Annotated in this window: 15 protein-coding genes and 3 pseudogenes; 4 read left to right on the forward strand and 14 right to left on the reverse strand. The window is 66.7% G+C overall.

The window, feature by feature from the left end:
* Positions 1-143 precede the first annotated feature (143 nt).
* The 7 genes from AB0M29_RS31360 to AB0M29_RS31390 all read right to left on the reverse strand — a co-directional run bounded on the left by AB0M29_RS31360 (position 144) and on the right by AB0M29_RS31390 (position 7,268).
* Positions 144-1,046, reverse strand: a complete 903-nt coding sequence (locus tag AB0M29_RS31360; RefSeq protein WP_365388770.1) for an MBL fold metallo-hydrolase — start codon at positions 1,044-1,046, stop codon at positions 144-146.
* 34 nt (positions 1,047-1,080) lie between these two features.
* Entirely contained in the window at positions 1,081-2,073 is a 993-nt protein-coding gene (locus AB0M29_RS31365) for an aldo/keto reductase (RefSeq protein WP_365388801.1), read from the reverse strand.
* Between the two features lie 125 nt (positions 2,074-2,198).
* The gene (locus AB0M29_RS31370) at positions 2,199-2,684 is read right to left on the reverse strand and encodes an SDR family NAD(P)-dependent oxidoreductase (protein ID WP_365388804.1); all 486 of its coding nucleotides are present in this window, start codon (positions 2,682-2,684) and stop codon (positions 2,199-2,201) included.
* A 1-nt stretch (position 2,685) separates the two neighbouring features.
* Complete coding sequence (locus tag AB0M29_RS31375; RefSeq protein ID WP_365388806.1) at positions 2,686-3,534, reverse strand: 3-keto-5-aminohexanoate cleavage protein; 849 nt, start codon at positions 3,532-3,534, stop codon at positions 2,686-2,688.
* Positions 3,535-3,602: 68 nt separating this feature from the next.
* A complete protein-coding gene (locus tag AB0M29_RS31380) occupies positions 3,603-4,640 on the reverse strand; it encodes an ABC transporter permease (protein ID WP_365388772.1) in 1,038 nt (345 codons plus the stop codon).
* Positions 4,633-6,204, reverse strand: coding sequence for a sugar ABC transporter ATP-binding protein (locus tag AB0M29_RS31385; protein WP_365388774.1), 1,572 nt, complete (start codon positions 6,202-6,204; stop codon positions 4,633-4,635). The genes AB0M29_RS31380 and AB0M29_RS31385 overlap by 8 nt, the downstream gene beginning before the upstream one ends.
* Positions 6,201-7,268, reverse strand: a complete 1,068-nt coding sequence (locus tag AB0M29_RS31390) for a sugar ABC transporter substrate-binding protein (RefSeq protein WP_365388776.1) — start codon at positions 7,266-7,268, stop codon at positions 6,201-6,203. Before AB0M29_RS31390 ends, AB0M29_RS31385 begins: the two co-directional genes overlap by 4 nt.
* Before the next feature lie 271 nt (positions 7,269-7,539).
* Here AB0M29_RS31390 and AB0M29_RS31395 point away from each other — a divergent pair, with 271 nt between their 5' ends.
* Positions 7,540-8,448 (forward strand): helix-turn-helix transcriptional regulator, encoded by a 909-nt coding sequence (locus AB0M29_RS31395; RefSeq protein ID WP_365388778.1) that lies wholly within the window; start codon positions 7,540-7,542, stop codon positions 8,446-8,448.
* 79 nt (positions 8,449-8,527) lie between these two features.
* Here AB0M29_RS31395 and AB0M29_RS31400 read toward each other — a convergent pair whose 3' ends face one another.
* The 4 genes and pseudogenes from AB0M29_RS31400 to AB0M29_RS31415 form a co-directional block, all read right to left on the reverse strand.
* On the reverse strand, positions 8,528-9,313 hold the full coding sequence (locus AB0M29_RS31400) for a fumarylacetoacetate hydrolase family protein (protein WP_365388780.1): 786 nt from the start codon (positions 9,311-9,313) through the stop codon (positions 8,528-8,530).
* Between the two features lie 94 nt (positions 9,314-9,407).
* Positions 9,408-10,520: a cupin domain-containing protein gene (locus tag AB0M29_RS31405; protein ID WP_365388783.1), complete on the reverse strand. Its 1,113-nt coding sequence runs from the start codon at positions 10,518-10,520 to the stop codon at positions 9,408-9,410.
* A 2-nt stretch (positions 10,521-10,522) separates the two neighbouring features.
* The gene (locus AB0M29_RS31410; protein ID WP_365388785.1) at positions 10,523-10,864 is read right to left on the reverse strand and encodes an NIPSNAP family protein; all 342 of its coding nucleotides are present in this window, start codon (positions 10,862-10,864) and stop codon (positions 10,523-10,525) included.
* Between the two features lie 370 nt (positions 10,865-11,234).
* A pseudogene (locus AB0M29_RS31415) lies at positions 11,235-11,669 on the reverse strand (helix-turn-helix domain-containing protein); the annotation flags it as partial.
* 202 nt (positions 11,670-11,871) lie between these two features.
* Between AB0M29_RS31415 and AB0M29_RS31420 the strand changes: the two are divergent.
* The 3 genes from AB0M29_RS31420 (at position 11,872) to AB0M29_RS31430 (ending at position 12,891) form a co-directional block, all read left to right on the forward strand.
* Positions 11,872-12,183, forward strand: a complete 312-nt coding sequence (locus AB0M29_RS31420) for a reverse transcriptase domain-containing protein (protein WP_365388787.1) — start codon at positions 11,872-11,874, stop codon at positions 12,181-12,183.
* Entirely contained in the window at positions 12,128-12,697 is a 570-nt protein-coding gene (locus AB0M29_RS31425; RefSeq protein WP_365388788.1) for a group II intron maturase-specific domain-containing protein, read from the forward strand. Before AB0M29_RS31420 ends, AB0M29_RS31425 begins: the two co-directional genes overlap by 56 nt.
* A 68-nt stretch (positions 12,698-12,765) precedes the next feature.
* Positions 12,766-12,891, forward strand: coding sequence for an HNH endonuclease (locus AB0M29_RS31430; RefSeq protein WP_365388791.1), 126 nt, complete (start codon positions 12,766-12,768; stop codon positions 12,889-12,891).
* A gap of 196 nt (positions 12,892-13,087) precedes the next feature.
* Here AB0M29_RS31430 and AB0M29_RS31435 read toward each other — a convergent pair.
* The 3 genes and pseudogenes from AB0M29_RS31435 to ltrA form a co-directional block, all read right to left on the reverse strand.
* Positions 13,088-13,687: pseudogene (locus AB0M29_RS31435) on the reverse strand (ISAzo13 family transposase); the annotation flags it as partial.
* Positions 13,608-13,955, reverse strand: a pseudogene (locus AB0M29_RS31440) (transposase); the annotation flags it as partial. The pseudogenes AB0M29_RS31440 and AB0M29_RS31435, both read right to left, overlap by 80 nt.
* Positions 13,879-15,462, reverse strand: coding sequence for a group II intron reverse transcriptase/maturase (gene ltrA, locus AB0M29_RS31445; protein ID WP_365388808.1), 1,584 nt, complete (start codon positions 15,460-15,462; stop codon positions 13,879-13,881). The pseudogene AB0M29_RS31440 and the gene ltrA, both read right to left, overlap by 77 nt.
* Between the last annotated feature and the right edge of the window lie 266 nt (positions 15,463-15,728).

Raw genomic sequence — 15,728 nt, forward strand, 5'->3', positions numbered from 1 at the left:
GACCGTGTTGACCCCCACGGGCGTGAGTTCGCGCAGGGCACCGGCCACCTCGGGGGCCAGTTCCGCCGGTCTCGACCGATTCGGGTCCGGGGTGGCCTCTCACGGGACGGCGCGGTCGTCCACGCAGGACTCGGTCACGGGAATCACAGCCATGCGAAGCCCCAGCGGCTGTCGGTGTGCTTGACGACCCGGCCCGGCCCGGGGAAGTGGGCGGTGAGCAACAGCGCGTTGTGCTCATAGCAGGTCTCCACCAGTCCTCGGCGCACGTCAGCGGCGCGGTCCGGGTCGACGTCGCCGACCTGTGCGAGGCCGAGGTCGGCGAACTGCAACGGGTGGTGGATCGCGTCGCCGCTGATCACAGCCCGGTCCGTCCCCGACTGCACATGCACCATGAGGTGACCGGGGGTGTGCCCCGACATCTCCTCGATCCACACCTTGGTCTGCCCGTCCTCGAAGAGTGTCTGCCCGTCGCTGAGGGTCCTGGCGAGGCCGGCCAGGAGCACCGGCTGGATCGTGTCCTCGAAGGTCCGGTAGAAGTCCCGCTCGACTGTCCCGTCGGGCGCGGTGCGGCCGTAGTCGGCGACGTGCCGCAGTTCACGCTTGGAGAACAGATGCGCGGCGCGAGGAAAGGTCGGCAGCCATTCCCCGTCGACCAGCATCGTGTTCCAGCCGCAGTGGTCCTGGTGCAGATGCGTCGCGACCACGACTTCCACATCCTCGCGGCTGACGCCGACCGCCTCGAGGCGGTCGAGAAAGTCGGTCTTGAACATGTGGTGCGGCAGCGTCACCGGCCGGTGCTTGTCGTTGCCGTTGCCGGCGTCGATCAGCATGACCTGTTCGGGGGTGCGTACGACGAAGCAGTTGATGTCGAGCATCAACTCCTTCGTCGCCGGGTCGGCGAGGCGGGGCCCCCATTCGGTGACAGCTCGCTCGAAGGAAGCATCGCTCAGATTCGGGTACAAGTTGCGGGCAGGGAATCTCCACTCCTCCAGTTCCTTGACCTGCGTGATGGATACCGAGCCGAACTGCATCGTGCGCGTGAGCATAGTGGTCCTGTCGGGCGCTAGGAAGAATGAACGGTTACAGATGAACGGTGCGGAGGAATTCCGGCGCGTAACGCTCGCCGGCGACGGCTCCCTGCGGAGCGAGCGCGTCGAGAGCGTCGATCTCCTCGGGCGACACGTCGACCGAAGTGGCCGCAACGTTCTCCTCCAGCCGGGCAATTCGGCGGGTGCCGGGAATGGTCACCACGGAGGAGCCCCGGGCCAGAAGCCAGGCCAGGGCGAGCTGAGCGGTAGTCACACCCTTTCCCGCCGCGAGCTCGGTGACAGCGGAAAGGAGATCCAGGTTCTTTCGGAAGTTGCCGCCCTGGAACCGCGGCGAGTTCCGCCGGATGTCGTCCCGGGAGAAGTCATCCCGCGACCTGATGGTGCCGGAGAGGAATCCCCGGCCGAGCGGCGCGTAGGCCACAAAGCCGATGCCCAGCTCCTCGCAGGTCGCCAGCACCCCGTTGTCCTCGACATCACGAGTGAACAGGGAGTACTCGGTCTGCACCGCGGCGAGGGGGGTGACCGCGTGGGCTCGTCTGATGGTGTCGGCGGCCGCCTCGGAAATACCCAGCCATCGCACCTTGCCTGCTCCGACCAGTTCAGCCAGGGCTCCGAAGCTCTCCTCCACCGGTACCGCCGGATCCACCCGGTGCAGGTAGTAGAGGTCGATGTGATCGACACCGAGTCTCCGCAGAGAGCCGTCCAGTGCCTTGCGTATGTACTGCGGCGAACCGTTCATACGACGGGTCCATACGCCGTTGTCGTCTATTTCCTGGCCGCACTTGGAGGCGATCACAGCCAGGCTCCGTCGCCCCGCCAAGGCGTTGCCGAGGAGTTGTTCGTTCGTCCAAGGTCCGTACATGTCGGCGGTGTCGAACATTGTCACGCCAAGGTCCAGTGCCCGGTGAATGGTTTCCGTCGACCGCGCGTCGTCGCGTTCCCCGTAGAACGAACTCATGCCCATGCAGCCAAGTCCGATGGGTGCCACTGTCAGCCCTTGCGTGCCGAGACTTCTCCCGCGCATTTCACGCTCCTTCATCTGCTTCTCGAACGGTAGACCGGCCAACCGGATCCAGGGATATCCCTGCTATGCCCACCCAGCCCGGTCGTCGGGCACACGCAGTGCCGACTGCCAACGGGGGGTCGCAATTACGGGTCCTCAGCCCTGCCGATGAACGGCATCTCCGTGGCCAGCACCGTGCAGTTCTGCACGTTGGCCTCCAGCGGCAGGTCGGCCATCCGCCCGACCAGATCGGCCACCAGGGCGGCGTCGATGACCAGCTCCTGACGATGTGACAGGTCGACCTGCACGACACCGCGGCGGAACTCACCTGTCATGTCGCTCTCGGCGTTCCCGATGTCGATCTGCCCACACGCGTGGCGGTATCGCCGTCCTTCCAGGGACGGCGCCTTGGTCAGGCCGGTCATACAGTGCTTGGCTGCCGTGTAAGCCACCGACAGCGGCCTGGGTACGTCTGCCGACAGCGAGCCGTTGTTGATGATCCGTCCGCCTTGTGGCCGCCGCCCCACCAAGACGATCGCCCAGCCGCGCCGGACCAGCTCGAGCGCGACGGCCCGGCCCAGGCCGGATCCGCACCCGTGACGACGGCGATCGGGACGCCGGTGTCCTGGGATGTCACGAAAGGTCCAGCATCCGGCGAGCCTCCGCGGGGGTGGCCGGCTCGCACCCGAGCTCGCGCAGCATCCGCACCGCGCGTTCGACGAACCAGACGTTGGACCGGAGCCGTCCGCCCGGGTCACGGACGGCGTCCTCCAGACCGACCCGCACGTGGCCTCCCAGCAGCACGCTCATGGCGATCGCCGCCAACTGGTCGTCATCCCTGCAGCTGACACTGAACTCGCACGGCGGCAGCAAATCGACCATGTACTGCAGCGTGCGAGGTGAGAAGGGCACCGCTCCCTGGAAGACACGGTGCAGTCCGAAGCACAGGCCGATCCAGGGGCGCGGCTCGCCGCGGGACAGCAGACTGATGTCCGGATCCAGATGGGCCGGGCTGAAGGCCTCCCATTCCGGTTTGATGCCGAGAGCCTTCATCCGACCCGCCAGGTCTGCGGCCTGGCGCGGCGACGTGCTCATCAAGACGTCGCCGTGTGCGGTGGACGCCAGTACCGTCATGGCGTTGACGCTGCAGATGTCCGCCCCGGCCGCGATGGCCGCCTCGCGCCTGTCGAGCAACGTCTCCTGGCGCGCCGGTCCACCGGGTCCCAGGAGATCGCCGTCGAGCCCTCCGCCAGTGGAGTTGTTGACGACGATGTCGCAGCGCCGGCGTGTGCCCTCGTTGATCTCCCGGTACACGGCCGGGTCGCACGTCGCCCGGCCGTCGGGCCTGCGGGCGTGCAACGCGGCGACGGCGGCTCCGGCCGCATAGCACTCCGCCACATCGTCCGCGATCTCCGCAGGGGTCAGGGGTACGTACGGGGTGTCGCGCCTGGTCAGGAAGCCACCGGTGGGCGCGACAGTCACGATCACCTTGCGGGGATGCGCCCGGGCAGGCGACGACGCACCGGCCTCCAGGGAGCTTGCGGCGCCTGTCACGGTGTTCTCCGGCCGTTGCGTAGCCGGCGCACGAAGACGTCCAGGCCGACGGCGGCGAGCAGCACGCAGCCCTTGAGGATGTTCTCCAGGCTCCCGTTCCAGCCCTTGGAGTCGGCCACGTTGACGATTACGCCGAGCAGGAGCAGCCCGACGGCGGTACGCCAGACGGCTCCCTCACCGCCGAACAGGGAGGTCCCGCCGATGACGACGATGGTGATCACGTCAAGGGTCATGTCGGATCCCACATCCGCCTGTCCGACGCCGAGCCTGGACGACAGCAGGATGCCTGCCAGAGCCGCCATGACCCCGACGGCAACGTAGCTGACGACCTGGACCAGGTCGACACGGATACCGGCGAGTCGCGCCGCTTCCTTGTTGCCGCCGACCGCGTAGACGCAGTGTCCGTAGACCGTGCCGGACAGGACGAGGCCGCCGACGACGAAGGCGACGAGCAGGATCCAGACCGCCGTGGGCACTCCTGCCAGGTCGCCCTGCCCCAGTTTGAGGAAGCCCGGTTTGTCGACCACGATGGGCTGCGAGTCCGACAGCAGGTAGGCGGCACCGGAGTAGACCGACGCTGTCGCCAGAGTGGCGATGAACGGGTTGATACCGAACCTTGTCACCAGCGCGCCGTTCACCAGCCCCAAGGCCAGGCCCAAGAGCAATGTGACGGCGGCGGCCTGCCACAGCGGGCCGGTGAGGGAGAGTTTGGCGAACACCACCGACGACATGGCTACGGTCCCACCGACCGAGAGATCGAATCCGCCGCAGATCATGGCGAAGGTCATGCCCACCGCGATGAGGCCGAGGGGGGCGTTCTGCGAAAGGATGTTGCGCAGATTGCCGCTCTGCGTGAACCCGGGGTAGACGATCTGGGCCAGGGCGACCAGCAGTACCAGGAACCATACGGTGCCCAGCCTGGACACCAGTGACCAGGCGCTTCTTCCAGTGCCCGCCGGTGACCGGGACGGCGGCCCGGGGCTGCCGGCTGCCGGCGGGAGGGCCTGGGCGAGTTCGACGCGCGGTTCAGTCATGAGTGTTCTTCTCCCGTTCGAATGCGGCCTGCAGCAGGTCGTTCTCGGTGACCGGCCCGGCGCCGGGCCGGTACTCGGCGGTGATCCGGCCTCTGGCGACGACCACGATGCGATCGCAGTGAGCGATCAGTTCCTCGAGTTCCGAGGACACGACCAGCACGGTGGTGCCCTCCGCCGCATAGCGTTTGAGCGCTGTCATGATCTGGGCCTTCGCGCCGATGTCGATTCCTCTGGTCGGCTCGTCGGCCAGCAGGATCATCGGGCGGGCGTGGACCCACCGTGACAGCAGCGCCTTTTGCTGGTTGCCTCCGGAGAGGTTCCGTACCGGCTCCGCCAGGCGGCCGGGGTCGAAGGCGAACGGCACGGCGGCCTCGGCCGCGCGGGCCGTCATGGAGCGGCGGGTGACCCAACCAGTCCGGGCTACCGACCCCAGATCCGCCAGGGTGATGTTGTGTGCGGCGGACAGCGCGGGGACCAGTCCCTGTCCTTTGCGGTCCTCGGGTACCAGCGCAATCCCGCGCAGGCGCGCCTCACGTACCGAGCGGGGTACGGCGGCGTCCGCTCCGGCCACGCCGATCCGCCCGCGAGCGGTCGGGGTGAGCCCGGCGATGGCGCGCAGCAGCGAGGTCCTGCCGGAACCAACGAGGCCGGCGATCCCCAGGATCTCGCCCTGCTTCACCTCGAGATCGATACCGTCCAGCACTCCCGGGACGGTGAGGCGGTGCACCCGCAGGGCCGTCGGCCGGGCGGGGCGGTCGTCTGCCGCGTGCGCTGCCGCGTCGGGTTCGCCGACCAGTGCCTTGGAGAGCCGCTCGTGGCCGCTGCCGATCATGGAGCGCACCAGTTCACGTTTGGTCCACTGCGTGGCCGGGGCCGACTGCGTGACGGCGCCATCGCGGAACACGGTGATCTCGTCGCTCACATCCAGCACCTCTTCGAGGTTGTGCGAGACGAAGATCATCGTGACGCCCTGGGATCTCAGCCGGCGCATCAGCGCGTGCAGCCGCGCGCGCTCGGGCGCCGCCAGGCTGGCGGTGGGTTCGTCGAACAGCAGGATGCGGGCATCCGCCTGCAGGCCGCGCATGATCTCGATCAACTGCTGGTCGGCGATGGACAGCTGGCCCGCCGGGGTGGACGGGTCCACTGACAGGCCCAGCTCGGTGGCGAGCTCCCGGAACCGCGCCCGCATCGCCCCTGCGGACTGCCAGCCGGCCCGTGCCAGCGGACTGCCGAGGAAGAGGTTGGCGGCGGCGCTCATCGCTGGGACGATGGTCAGCTCCTGATAGATCGCCGTGACCCCTGCTCGGCGGGACGCCCGGGGATCGCCCACGGGTGCGGGCGCGCCGAAGAAGTGCACCCGTCCATCGCTCGGGGCGATCCGGCCGGCCAGGACTCCCAGCAGCGTCGACTTTCCGGCTCCGTTCTCTCCTACGAGGGAGTGGATGCTTCCGCGCGCCACCGACAGGGACACGCCCTTCAGGGCGTGGGTGCCGCCGAACCACCGATGGACTCCGGTCACGCGCACCGCCGCCTCCAGGCCGCGGACCGGCGCCCCGGTGCTCACGGGACTTCCGGCTTCCACTGGTTGATGTTGTCTTTGGTGAACGCCTCGAAGCCGCTGCCGGTCGCGCCGGGCAGGAGCTTGATCCCATCGTGGAGGATCACCGTCGGGTGGGTGACCGTGCCGTTGAACCCGTCGATCAGCAGTTGCATGAGCGCTGCCGCGGACGTGGCCTGCGCCTCAGGGGTCGTGGCTTGGAGTCGCCCGTCGCGGACGGCCTGCGCCGCCCACTGGGAACCACCCTTGTCGTAGATCTTCACGCTGCCGAGCCGGCCCGCCGCGCTGAGTGCCTTCACCGCTCCCTGTGCGGAGGTCGAATATCCGGTGTAGAGGAGGGTGGCGTCCGGATGGGCCTGAATCATGGCCTGGGTCTTGGTGAAGCTCATCGGGACCGAGTAGTCGGTGTACGCCTCGTCGACGACCTGGAAATCCGGATACGCCTCGGATACCCGGCTCAGTGCGCGGTCGATGGCCTCGGCCACCGCGTTCAGTTGCGGTGCCGTGATCACCAGGACTTTCTGCGGCCCCGGATTGCGGCGAGCGATCCAGGTGAAGTAGTCGGTGTAGTAGTCGATGGTGTGGGTGCCGCCGATGAAGGCGAAGGTACCTGGGGCCCGCAGCCCGTCGCCCTCCTTGGTCCAGGTTCCGCACATAGGGGTGTTGAAGACGCCGACGAGGATGCCGGCCTGCGGCATGTCCTTGGTGACGGACCTGCATTCCAGCGTCGGGTCCGCCGCTATGACGAACGCGACGTTGTAGCGGTGCGATTGGACGGCGTCTTCGATCTGGTTCACTTGCGTAGTGGCGCTGCCGTTGGCGTCCAGCACCGTCAGATGGGCGCCCGGTACGGCCGCCACCTTGGCCGCGACGGTCTTGCGTACCTGCTGGATCGCCGCATTGCCGAGGAAGGGCGCGAAGAATGCCACCCGCAGGCTGCCGCTCAACTTCACCTGGTAGTCGTCCACGATGATGGTTCGACCGGGTGTGCTGCCGCTACCGCTTTCCTGAGCCGTTTGACCGGACGAACAGGAACTCGCCAGCAGGGACACCAGCGCGGCGAGCCCCACCGCCGCGCCCGTCTGCAGGTTGCTGCGTCTTCCATTTCGCATGGGTGTTTTCCTCTCGGAGACAATGGTCGAGCGTGTGTTGGATCGAATTTCCGTAAGGGAAACTCGTGCGTAACGCCTTGTCCTGTACGAAGGAAGCGTGCGAGTACGGCTGGATGCGAACAAGGGGCACGGCAAGGCGTGGAACTGGCAAAGGGTGGACCTGTCAGGACCACCCTTTCCTGGCCATTCGCCCTGGACAGCCGGCGACGTCGTGCCTAGCGTGAGATACATGGGCGACAGCGAACTGGGTGACTACCTGCGAACTCTCCGCGGGACGGTGTCACCTGAACAGGTCGGGCTGGCCCCCACCTCTCGCCGAAGGGTGCCTGGATTGCGGCGCTCCGAGGTGTCGAAACTCGTGGGCCTCAGCACCGAGTACTACATCCGCCTGGAGCAGGGCCGCGCCGAGCGGCCCTCGGACAACGTGCTCCAGGCCATCAGCCGGGCACTGCGGCTCGGTCCTGCCGAGAAGGCGCATCTGTTCGATCTGGCTCGTCATCCGCACGCCATCGCGCCGTGCAAGCCGGACCGGCCTCGTAACGGGCCGAGCTATGTCGTCGGCGCGGTCACTGAGTACCCTGCCGTCCTCATGAACCGGGGCCTCGACGTGCTCTCGTGGAATCCGCTGGCTACGGCCCTGATCACGGATTTCGCCGTGCTCGCGGCTGACCGCCGCAATATGGCGCGGTTCATCTTCCTCGATCCGTACGCCCGCGAGCTGCACGCCGACTGGGAAATCGCCGCCCTGGACTGCGTCGGCATCCTGCGGCTGGCCACCAAGCGCCCGCCCTTGGAAGAGACGCTGGTGTCCCTGATCAACGAGCTCTCGGAGCGGAGTCCCGATTTCTGCCGACTGTGGGAAACACATTACGTGCACGAGAAGACGCACGGAGTCAGGGTGTTCCGCCACCCCATCGTGGGCGAGCTGACCGTGCAGTACGAGACGTTCCTCACCGCCGGACAAGAACATCACGTGCTCGTGGTCTACACGGTCGAACCTGCCAGCGTGAGCTCTGACCGGATGCGCGAGCTCAAGGCATTGGCCGACCCGTCCGCGCCGTTCGCCGCCGCGCCTCCCACCCGCCCGACGCTGACTGTCGCTCCGGGGATCACTGGGCAACGGCACCTGTCCGCCTGACGGTTGCCCCTGGTCAGGGCCGGCAGCAGCCGGCTCCATGGCGTCTTCCGCACGTGGAGCCGGTCCGCCGTCGCTTCGCTCAGCCCACCGGGTTCGTCAGCACTCCCAAACCGTCTATACGTACGGTCACGGTGTCCCCGAGAGCCAGATAACGCGGCGGCGTGCAGCCGATACCCACTCCCGCGGGGGTGCCGGTGGCGATGACGTCGCCCGGCTCCAGCGTCACAGCCATCGAGAGGCACTCGATCAGTGCCGGTATGCCGAAGATCAGGTCCGACAAGGACGCTGCCTGCCGCACCTCCCCGTTGACCTCCACCGTCAATCCGAGTTCCGCGGGGTCACTGATCTCGTCCGACGTCACCAGATACGGACCCATCGGGCCGTACGTGTCGATGCTCTTGCCCAGGAACCACTGGCCGTGGCGGCGCTGTAGTTCCCGGGACGTCACGTCGTTGAAGATCGTGTACCCGAAGACGTGGTCCATCGCGTCGTCGGCCGCGATAGCCCGGCCCCCGGTCCCGATGACCACGGCCAGCTCGCCTTCGTAGTCCGTGGTCCCCGTGACGTCGAGTCCGGACCTGATCGTCTCCCCGGGGCCGACAACCGAAGTCGTGGCCTTGGTGAAGAACACCGGCGCATCGGGAGCTGGCGTGCGGGAACCGATGTCGAAACCGCTGGCGTGGAATTCCGCAGCGTGCTGGTGATAGTTCTTGCCGACACAGAAGATGTTCCGGCGCGGCCGCGGAAACGGCGCGAGGACGCGCACCTTGTGCAGCAGGTGAGCGGGCGAGGTCCTGGCGCCCGAGATCGCCCGATCACGGTCCTCGGGTGCCGATGCGACGAAAGCCAGCATCGGATCGGGCACCGTACCGAGGGGCACCTCGCGGACGACGTTCCCATCTACCACTCCCAGCCTCTCCCGTAGGTCACCGTACGTGAAAGTCACTAGTCGCATCGTGTCAGTCCTGTTCTCTGGTGACGCGCCCAACGGCGTCCTCGCGCTCCCGGACCAGCAGGCCGAGCCGCCTCAGCGCCGGCGCGTCGGAGACGGCACACAGCACCGCGTCGCCGGCGTCCGACTCGTGACGACGCCACGACCAGCCGGGGACGACGAATACGTCCCGCTCCCCCCAAACGAAGGTTCTGCCGTCGATCACCGTGCGGCCGGCTCCCTCCAGGCAGCAGTACACCGTGCCGGCGGTCTGCCGCGCGGGCAGCGTCCGCTCCCCGGCGCGTAGCAGCTGAAGGTGTACGTCGAGAGTCCGCAGGGCCGGGCCGCCCGTGGCCGGGTCGTAGTATTCGACGGCGATCCCTTCGTGCTCGCTGCCCGCCTCACCCCGCAGGCGCTCGAGCAACGTGCGGGCGGAGGCGTACTTGTAGAGCAGTTGTACGGATCCATGGCCGTTGCCCGCCCGCACCGGGCTAGGGCGTACGCCGCCCGCCGTGCCGTAGGCGATTGCCGAGCGGTCCGTCATCCCAGTGACCGTCTGGTTCGTCCGCGGCGTCATGACGCTGTCGACGCGCTCGGCGTAGTCGTTGGCGAAGAAGTTGGCGTTCAGCATCTTGGTGAACGGCAGATCCAGCACATCCATCCACAGCACCGGCAGGTCGCCGTCATTGCCGGATTCGTGCCATAGCCCGTTGGGGTTGATGACGACGTCGCCGTACTCCAGGCGGCACTTTCCGCCGTTGACAGTGGTGAACGCGCCCGTGCCTTCGAGCAGTACGCGGGTCGCGGCGGCAGTGTGCCGGTGCACGCTCTGCACTTCGCCCGGATTGACGGCCTGGACGCCGCCGAGCAGCCGCTGCGTGATCGTGCCGGAGCCCGGAAGTCCGGGGTTGGAGAAGAAGAGGTTCCGCCTGTCGGCCTTCTCGATCGGTATCTCGCCCAGAGCTCGGTGGGCGAGTTCCCTGTAGTCGCGGTAGGTCCAGACTGCGCCGCTCTCCGGGTTGTCCGGCTCGAACATTTCGTAGTCGGCAAGCATCGACCAGAACCCGCGGACACCGGCCGCGGCCAGTCGCTGTTCGAAGTCTCCCGGCGCGTCGGGCGCAGGGGAGGGCACATGCGCCACGGTCAGTCCCGCCTTTCCACGTACCCGGCCGGCTTGAGCAACGCGACGTCGAAGTCGTGGAACAGGTTGGCGCCCGCGTCTTTGTACGTCGCCTCGTTCATCTCGGCCACCCGTGGATCGGCGTAGAAGGACTGCCAGCCGCGTTCGCGCTGCGCCAGGTCCTCCCACTCCAGCATGTACAGGTAAGCAGGCATCTCCCGGCCGACTGCCACCTCCCAGGCACCGATGAGCTTCATCCCGTGTTCGGCGAACAGCGCGCTCATGCGCTGTTCCATCCGCCGGTGAAGGTGGGCCATCATGTGCGGCGAGGTCACACGATATGTTCTGAGTTCGTGGTACACCATTTGTCTCCCTGCCAGCGGGTACGAACGGGAACCAGCTTCGTAAACGCAGCCAAGCGCCACAATGGGGCCCTCAAGTCGTGGTTCTCCGAGAACCACGCACCACGAACCCAAACGGGATCAGACGGCAGGACCGGCCGACCGGGAGCGTCTGATGAGAGGTCGTTTTTCCCGGCGCGGGCGCGTCGACGTGAACGCCGTCTTCGAAACTCTCGGACCCAGCGACATCTGGATCACGCGGGACAGCACGATCCGGACCTTCTCCTCCGCCGGCACCGCCGATGGTCTCAGCATGATCGATCAGGCTCCTTCACACAGCAGAACCCGCAAGAAACGAGTCCTGCCACAAAGTCTGTCGCGGGACCACACGACACTAGGTCGTGCGGAGTGTGGTGTCGCGTAGACGTGTGGAGTCTTTGCCGGGTGGTGTGCCGAATTGGCGGCGGTATTCGCGGCTGAACTGCGAGAGGCTGGTGTAACCGACCGCGTGGGCGGCGCCGGCGATGTCGCGTGGACTGGCGACGAGTAGCAGGCGTGCCTCTTGCAGGCGGATCTGCTTTGGGAACTGGATCGGGCTCATCGCCGTGACGGCCTGGAAGCTGCGGTGGAAGGCCGAGGGGCTCATACGCGCCTTCCGGGCGAGGTCCTGGACACGGATCGTGTCGGCATAGTGGTCGCGCAACCAGCTGACGGTGTGACCCACGCGGCTCAGGCTGCTGTCGGCAAGGCCGAGTTGGCGCACGGTGGCACCCTGTTCCCCAGTCATGAGCAGCCAGTGAATCTCCTGTTCGATCATGGGAGCGAGCACCGGCGGGGCACACCCGCCCCGACCAGATCCGCGGCGGCGTTGACCCGCCGGGCGTACTCCACGCTATCGACACGATCACCACGCACCATGTCACCAACCTAGGACCCACTGTGACGCTCCTTACCCTCCGCGCGAGGAAGGAGTTCCAAGCGCCGGTAGCCGAGCGTCACCTCGAAGCAGAAGTTACCCATTGCGTTGGGGCGTGATAAGCCCTTTGTTGCTGAACGTTGCTCTGCACGGATTGGAACAGGCCGCGGGATGCCAATACTTGGTGCGGCGGGCCGGGCGCGAGCCCGGTGCGATGCCCGGCACCCCAGTGCTGGTGAGGTATGCCGATGATTTCGTCGTGCTCTGTCACGACGAAGAACAGGTACACCAGGTCAGAGCACGGCTGGAGGACTGGCTAGCTCCAAGGGGTCTTCGCTTCAACGAGGAGAAGACGAAGGTCGTCCACCTCGATGAGGGGTTCGACTTCTCCTTGGTTTCACAGTCCGCCGGACGAGCGGCAAGCTGATCATCAAGCCGAGCACAGCGGCTTGCGCGAGCTCCGGGCGCGGTTACGGACCGAAGTGAGAGCCCCGCACGGGGCAAATGCTGAGGTCGTGTTGCGCAGGCTGATCCCCATCGTTCGTGGTTGGGCGGCCTACTACCGGGCGGTAGCGTCCTCGGCGACGTTCTCGTCACCGGATCACTACATGAGGCGACTGACGTTCAAATGGGCCAGGCGGCGCCACCGCAACAAGTCTGGGTATTGGATTATGAGCCGGTACTTCGGCCAGTTCCATCCGTCCCGGCGCGACCGATGGGTATTTGGCGACCACACCAGTGGCGCCTTCCTCGTCAAGTTCGCCTGGACGGGCATCGTTCGCCATCACCTCGTCAAGGGTGGAGCGTCCCCGGACGACCCCGCCCTGACCGAGTACTGGAAGGTTCGCCGCCGGAAGAAGGCGCCTCCTCCGCTGGACAAGACGAGTCTTGTCCTGGCGGTCCGGCAGCAGGGCTCTGTCCTCTCTGCAAGCAGGCGCTGATCGTCGGAGCCGAGTACGAGCCGGACAGTCCACGCGAGTGGATCAACTGGTTCGCGGCCTCGAAGAAAATGCTCCATAAGCATCACTTCACCTACCGGCGAGACGGCGGCACGGACGAGCGGAACAACCTTCGCCTCGTGCACCCTGAATGCCACCGCCAGCAGCACGCGGGCGACAGCAAACGGGCCACATAACTCTGCACCGGTCTGCGAAGCCCTTGCGGCTTGCTTGAGCCAGATGCGGGGAAATCCTGCACGTCCGGTTCTGGGGGGCCGGGTCACGGCAACGTGATCCGGCTACCCGACCAGTGTGTAGTTTCCAGTCCCCGTGGAAGGTGTTGGGTGTGATCGGAAAGGCGTGGAACTCGGCGGGTGTGACGTTGATGCCGAGGTTGCCGAGCCATTCCTTGGCCTTGGTGTCGACGCTGATCACCGGCTGGGCATCGTTGAGGAACGCGGCGGCGGTGGCATTGAGGTGGGTGAACTGGGCATCGCGGTCCGGATGGCTGATGCCCTCTGTTGTCTTCGCGCTTCCCTGCAGGCTGTAGCCCAGGGTGTGCAGCAGGTGCCCGACCGTTGAAGCGCTGATCGGGTGGCCCTGTGTGGTGAGGGTCGAGGCCAGAGCCCGTAACGACAGCGTGGTCCACCGCAACGGGGAGACGGGGTCGCCTCGGGTGTGCGGCTCGATCAGCGACTCCAGCGCGGGCAGCAGACCAGGGTCGATGTCCGTCAGCCGCTTGCGGCCCGCGCCTGGAGCCCGGACCCGCAGGGTCGGTGAGGGGCAACCGGCCAGCTCGGCCATGCCTCGCGCGATGGTTGCAGTGCTGGTGCCGGAGGCGGCAGCGACCCGGACGATCCCGCCGCGGCCGAGGGCCGTCGCCTCACTGGCCAGGTACAACCGACGGCGACGCTCATCGAGGTGCGGCAGGATCTGATCGAACTTGGCCCGCAGAGTACGAGCGGCAATGCGGCCTGACAGACACGGGGTCATATCTCAGACTCCCACCAACGCCCCTCTGCCGAGCACTTATTGAGATACGGGCCCCAGCAGTGCCGGAGTATTGCCTTTGCACCCCGGCGGAAACGTTGCCCTTCTTCAGGAAGCCGGTGTCGTCCACGATCAGCACACCATCCGGCTGATCGAGCCGCTCGGCCACGTATTCCTGCAGGTCATCGCGGATCTCATCCGGGTCCCACTGGCACCACGACAGCAGTCGCTGCAGGCCGTACGGGGAGACATGGCCCGCATGCTCGGCCAGCTGGTGAGGTCGGACCGGGGCGCCCTGTCGACGTTGCCGTCGGTGGGTTTCCCCGGCCCGCCTCCCGAACCGGACGTGCCCGATTTCCAGGCATCCGGCTCTCCACAAGCCCTCTCAGGCGGCCGCTGCGATCGTGGTCCCATTGGGCCAAGGCGAGGGGATCTTGTTGCCGCGGTAGAGGTAGCGGTGGGTCCGCACCTTCGCGCACTTGAACAAAGGTCACCTCGTCGTCGGCGGGCCACCAGCGACCCGCGCTATAGCGGCGGCGCAGACTCTTCCAACTGGACCGGCGGTGCTTGCGCCGCAGCCACCCGAAGACCTGGCGCCAGGTGAAGGCCGACAGGTATTGGAAGGTCGCGGACGACACCCCGTGTCGGAAGTACGCCGTCCAGCCCCGCAGCACCGGGTTGAGATGGTGCAGCACGACTGCCAGCGGCAGGTTCGTGTCCTGTCGGCACAACGTCTTGACCTTCTCCTTGACGGCCTGGAGGGCCTTCTTGGAGGGGTAGAGATAGACGTAGTGCTTCTGGGTCCCGCGTTTACGGTGGCGCTGGAGACGCCACCCCAGGAAGTCCAGCCCCTCGTCGATGTGGGTGATCGCCGTCTTCTCCACCGACAGCCGCAGTCCCATCGGAGCGAGTACTTCCGCCACCTGGGTGCGGATGTCCTCGGCCTGCTCACGAGTCCCGGTTACGGCGATGAGAAAGTCGTCCGCATACCGGATGAGCCGGTAGTTGGGCAAATTCCGCCGACGTCGCCGGGCCCGCTGGCCCTGTGTGGAGTTCGGCCCGCCCGGACCGGCCGCGATGAACTCATCGAGGACAGACAGGGCGATGTTGGCCAGCAGCGGCGAGAGAATCCCACCCTGCGGAGTGCCGGTGTCGGTGTCCTTAGACTGGCCGCCCTCGCTGAGGATGCCTGCCTTCAAGAACGCCTTCACCAGGTCAAGAACGCGTCGGTCCCCGACTCGGCGGCGCAACCGGCCCATCAGAGCCGTGTGGTCGATCGAGTCGAAACACGCCTCGATATCCCCCTCCACCATCCACTCATAGGAGCTCTTGGCGAAGTGGTGTGCCTCGGCGAGCGCGTCATGAGCCCGGCGTTTGGGGCGGAACCCGTAGGAACACGGGAGGAAATCCGCCTCAAAGATCGGCTCCAACACCAGCTTCAGGGACGCCTGGACCACCCGGTCCCGCACGGTCGGGATCCCCAGCCGACGGCGCTTGGCCGTCCCCGGCTTGGGGATCATTCGTTCCCGCACGGGAAGCGGGCGGAAACTACAGTCCTTCAGATCGGACCGCACCTCGTTGAGGAAGACCTCAACCCCTTGCCCGTCCTCCACGGAACGAGCGGTCTGCCCGTCCACTCCGGCCGAGCGGGCGCCCCTGTTCCCTCGCACCCGAGCCCACGCGATCAGCAAGAACGCGGGATCGGCAACGAGATTGAACAGGTCATCGAATCGACGATCACGATCGTCGGTCGCCCAACAGTGCAGCTTGGTCTGCATCTCCAGTACCCGGCGCTCGGCCTTGAGCAGCGCGAACTCCAGCGCGTAGGTATTCACCAGCGGCCTCCCGGCATTGCAGCATCCTCCCTGCAGACTTGCTGGCCCCCTTCGCCATGTGCGGAGCTTTCCTCCGCTCGGACTACTACGGGGCCTCCGCCCCACCTGCGGACCCAGGGACTTTGCAAGGTCGTAGGTTGGGTGAGATTGCCCAGTGATGGGCTGTCATGTCGCGTTGTGGAGGGCCCGGATGCAGGTGCAGACACGGC

It is taken from the genome of Streptomyces sp. NPDC051976, assembly GCF_040680795.1.
Classification (GTDB): Bacteria; Actinomycetota; Actinomycetes; order Streptomycetales; family Streptomycetaceae; genus Actinacidiphila.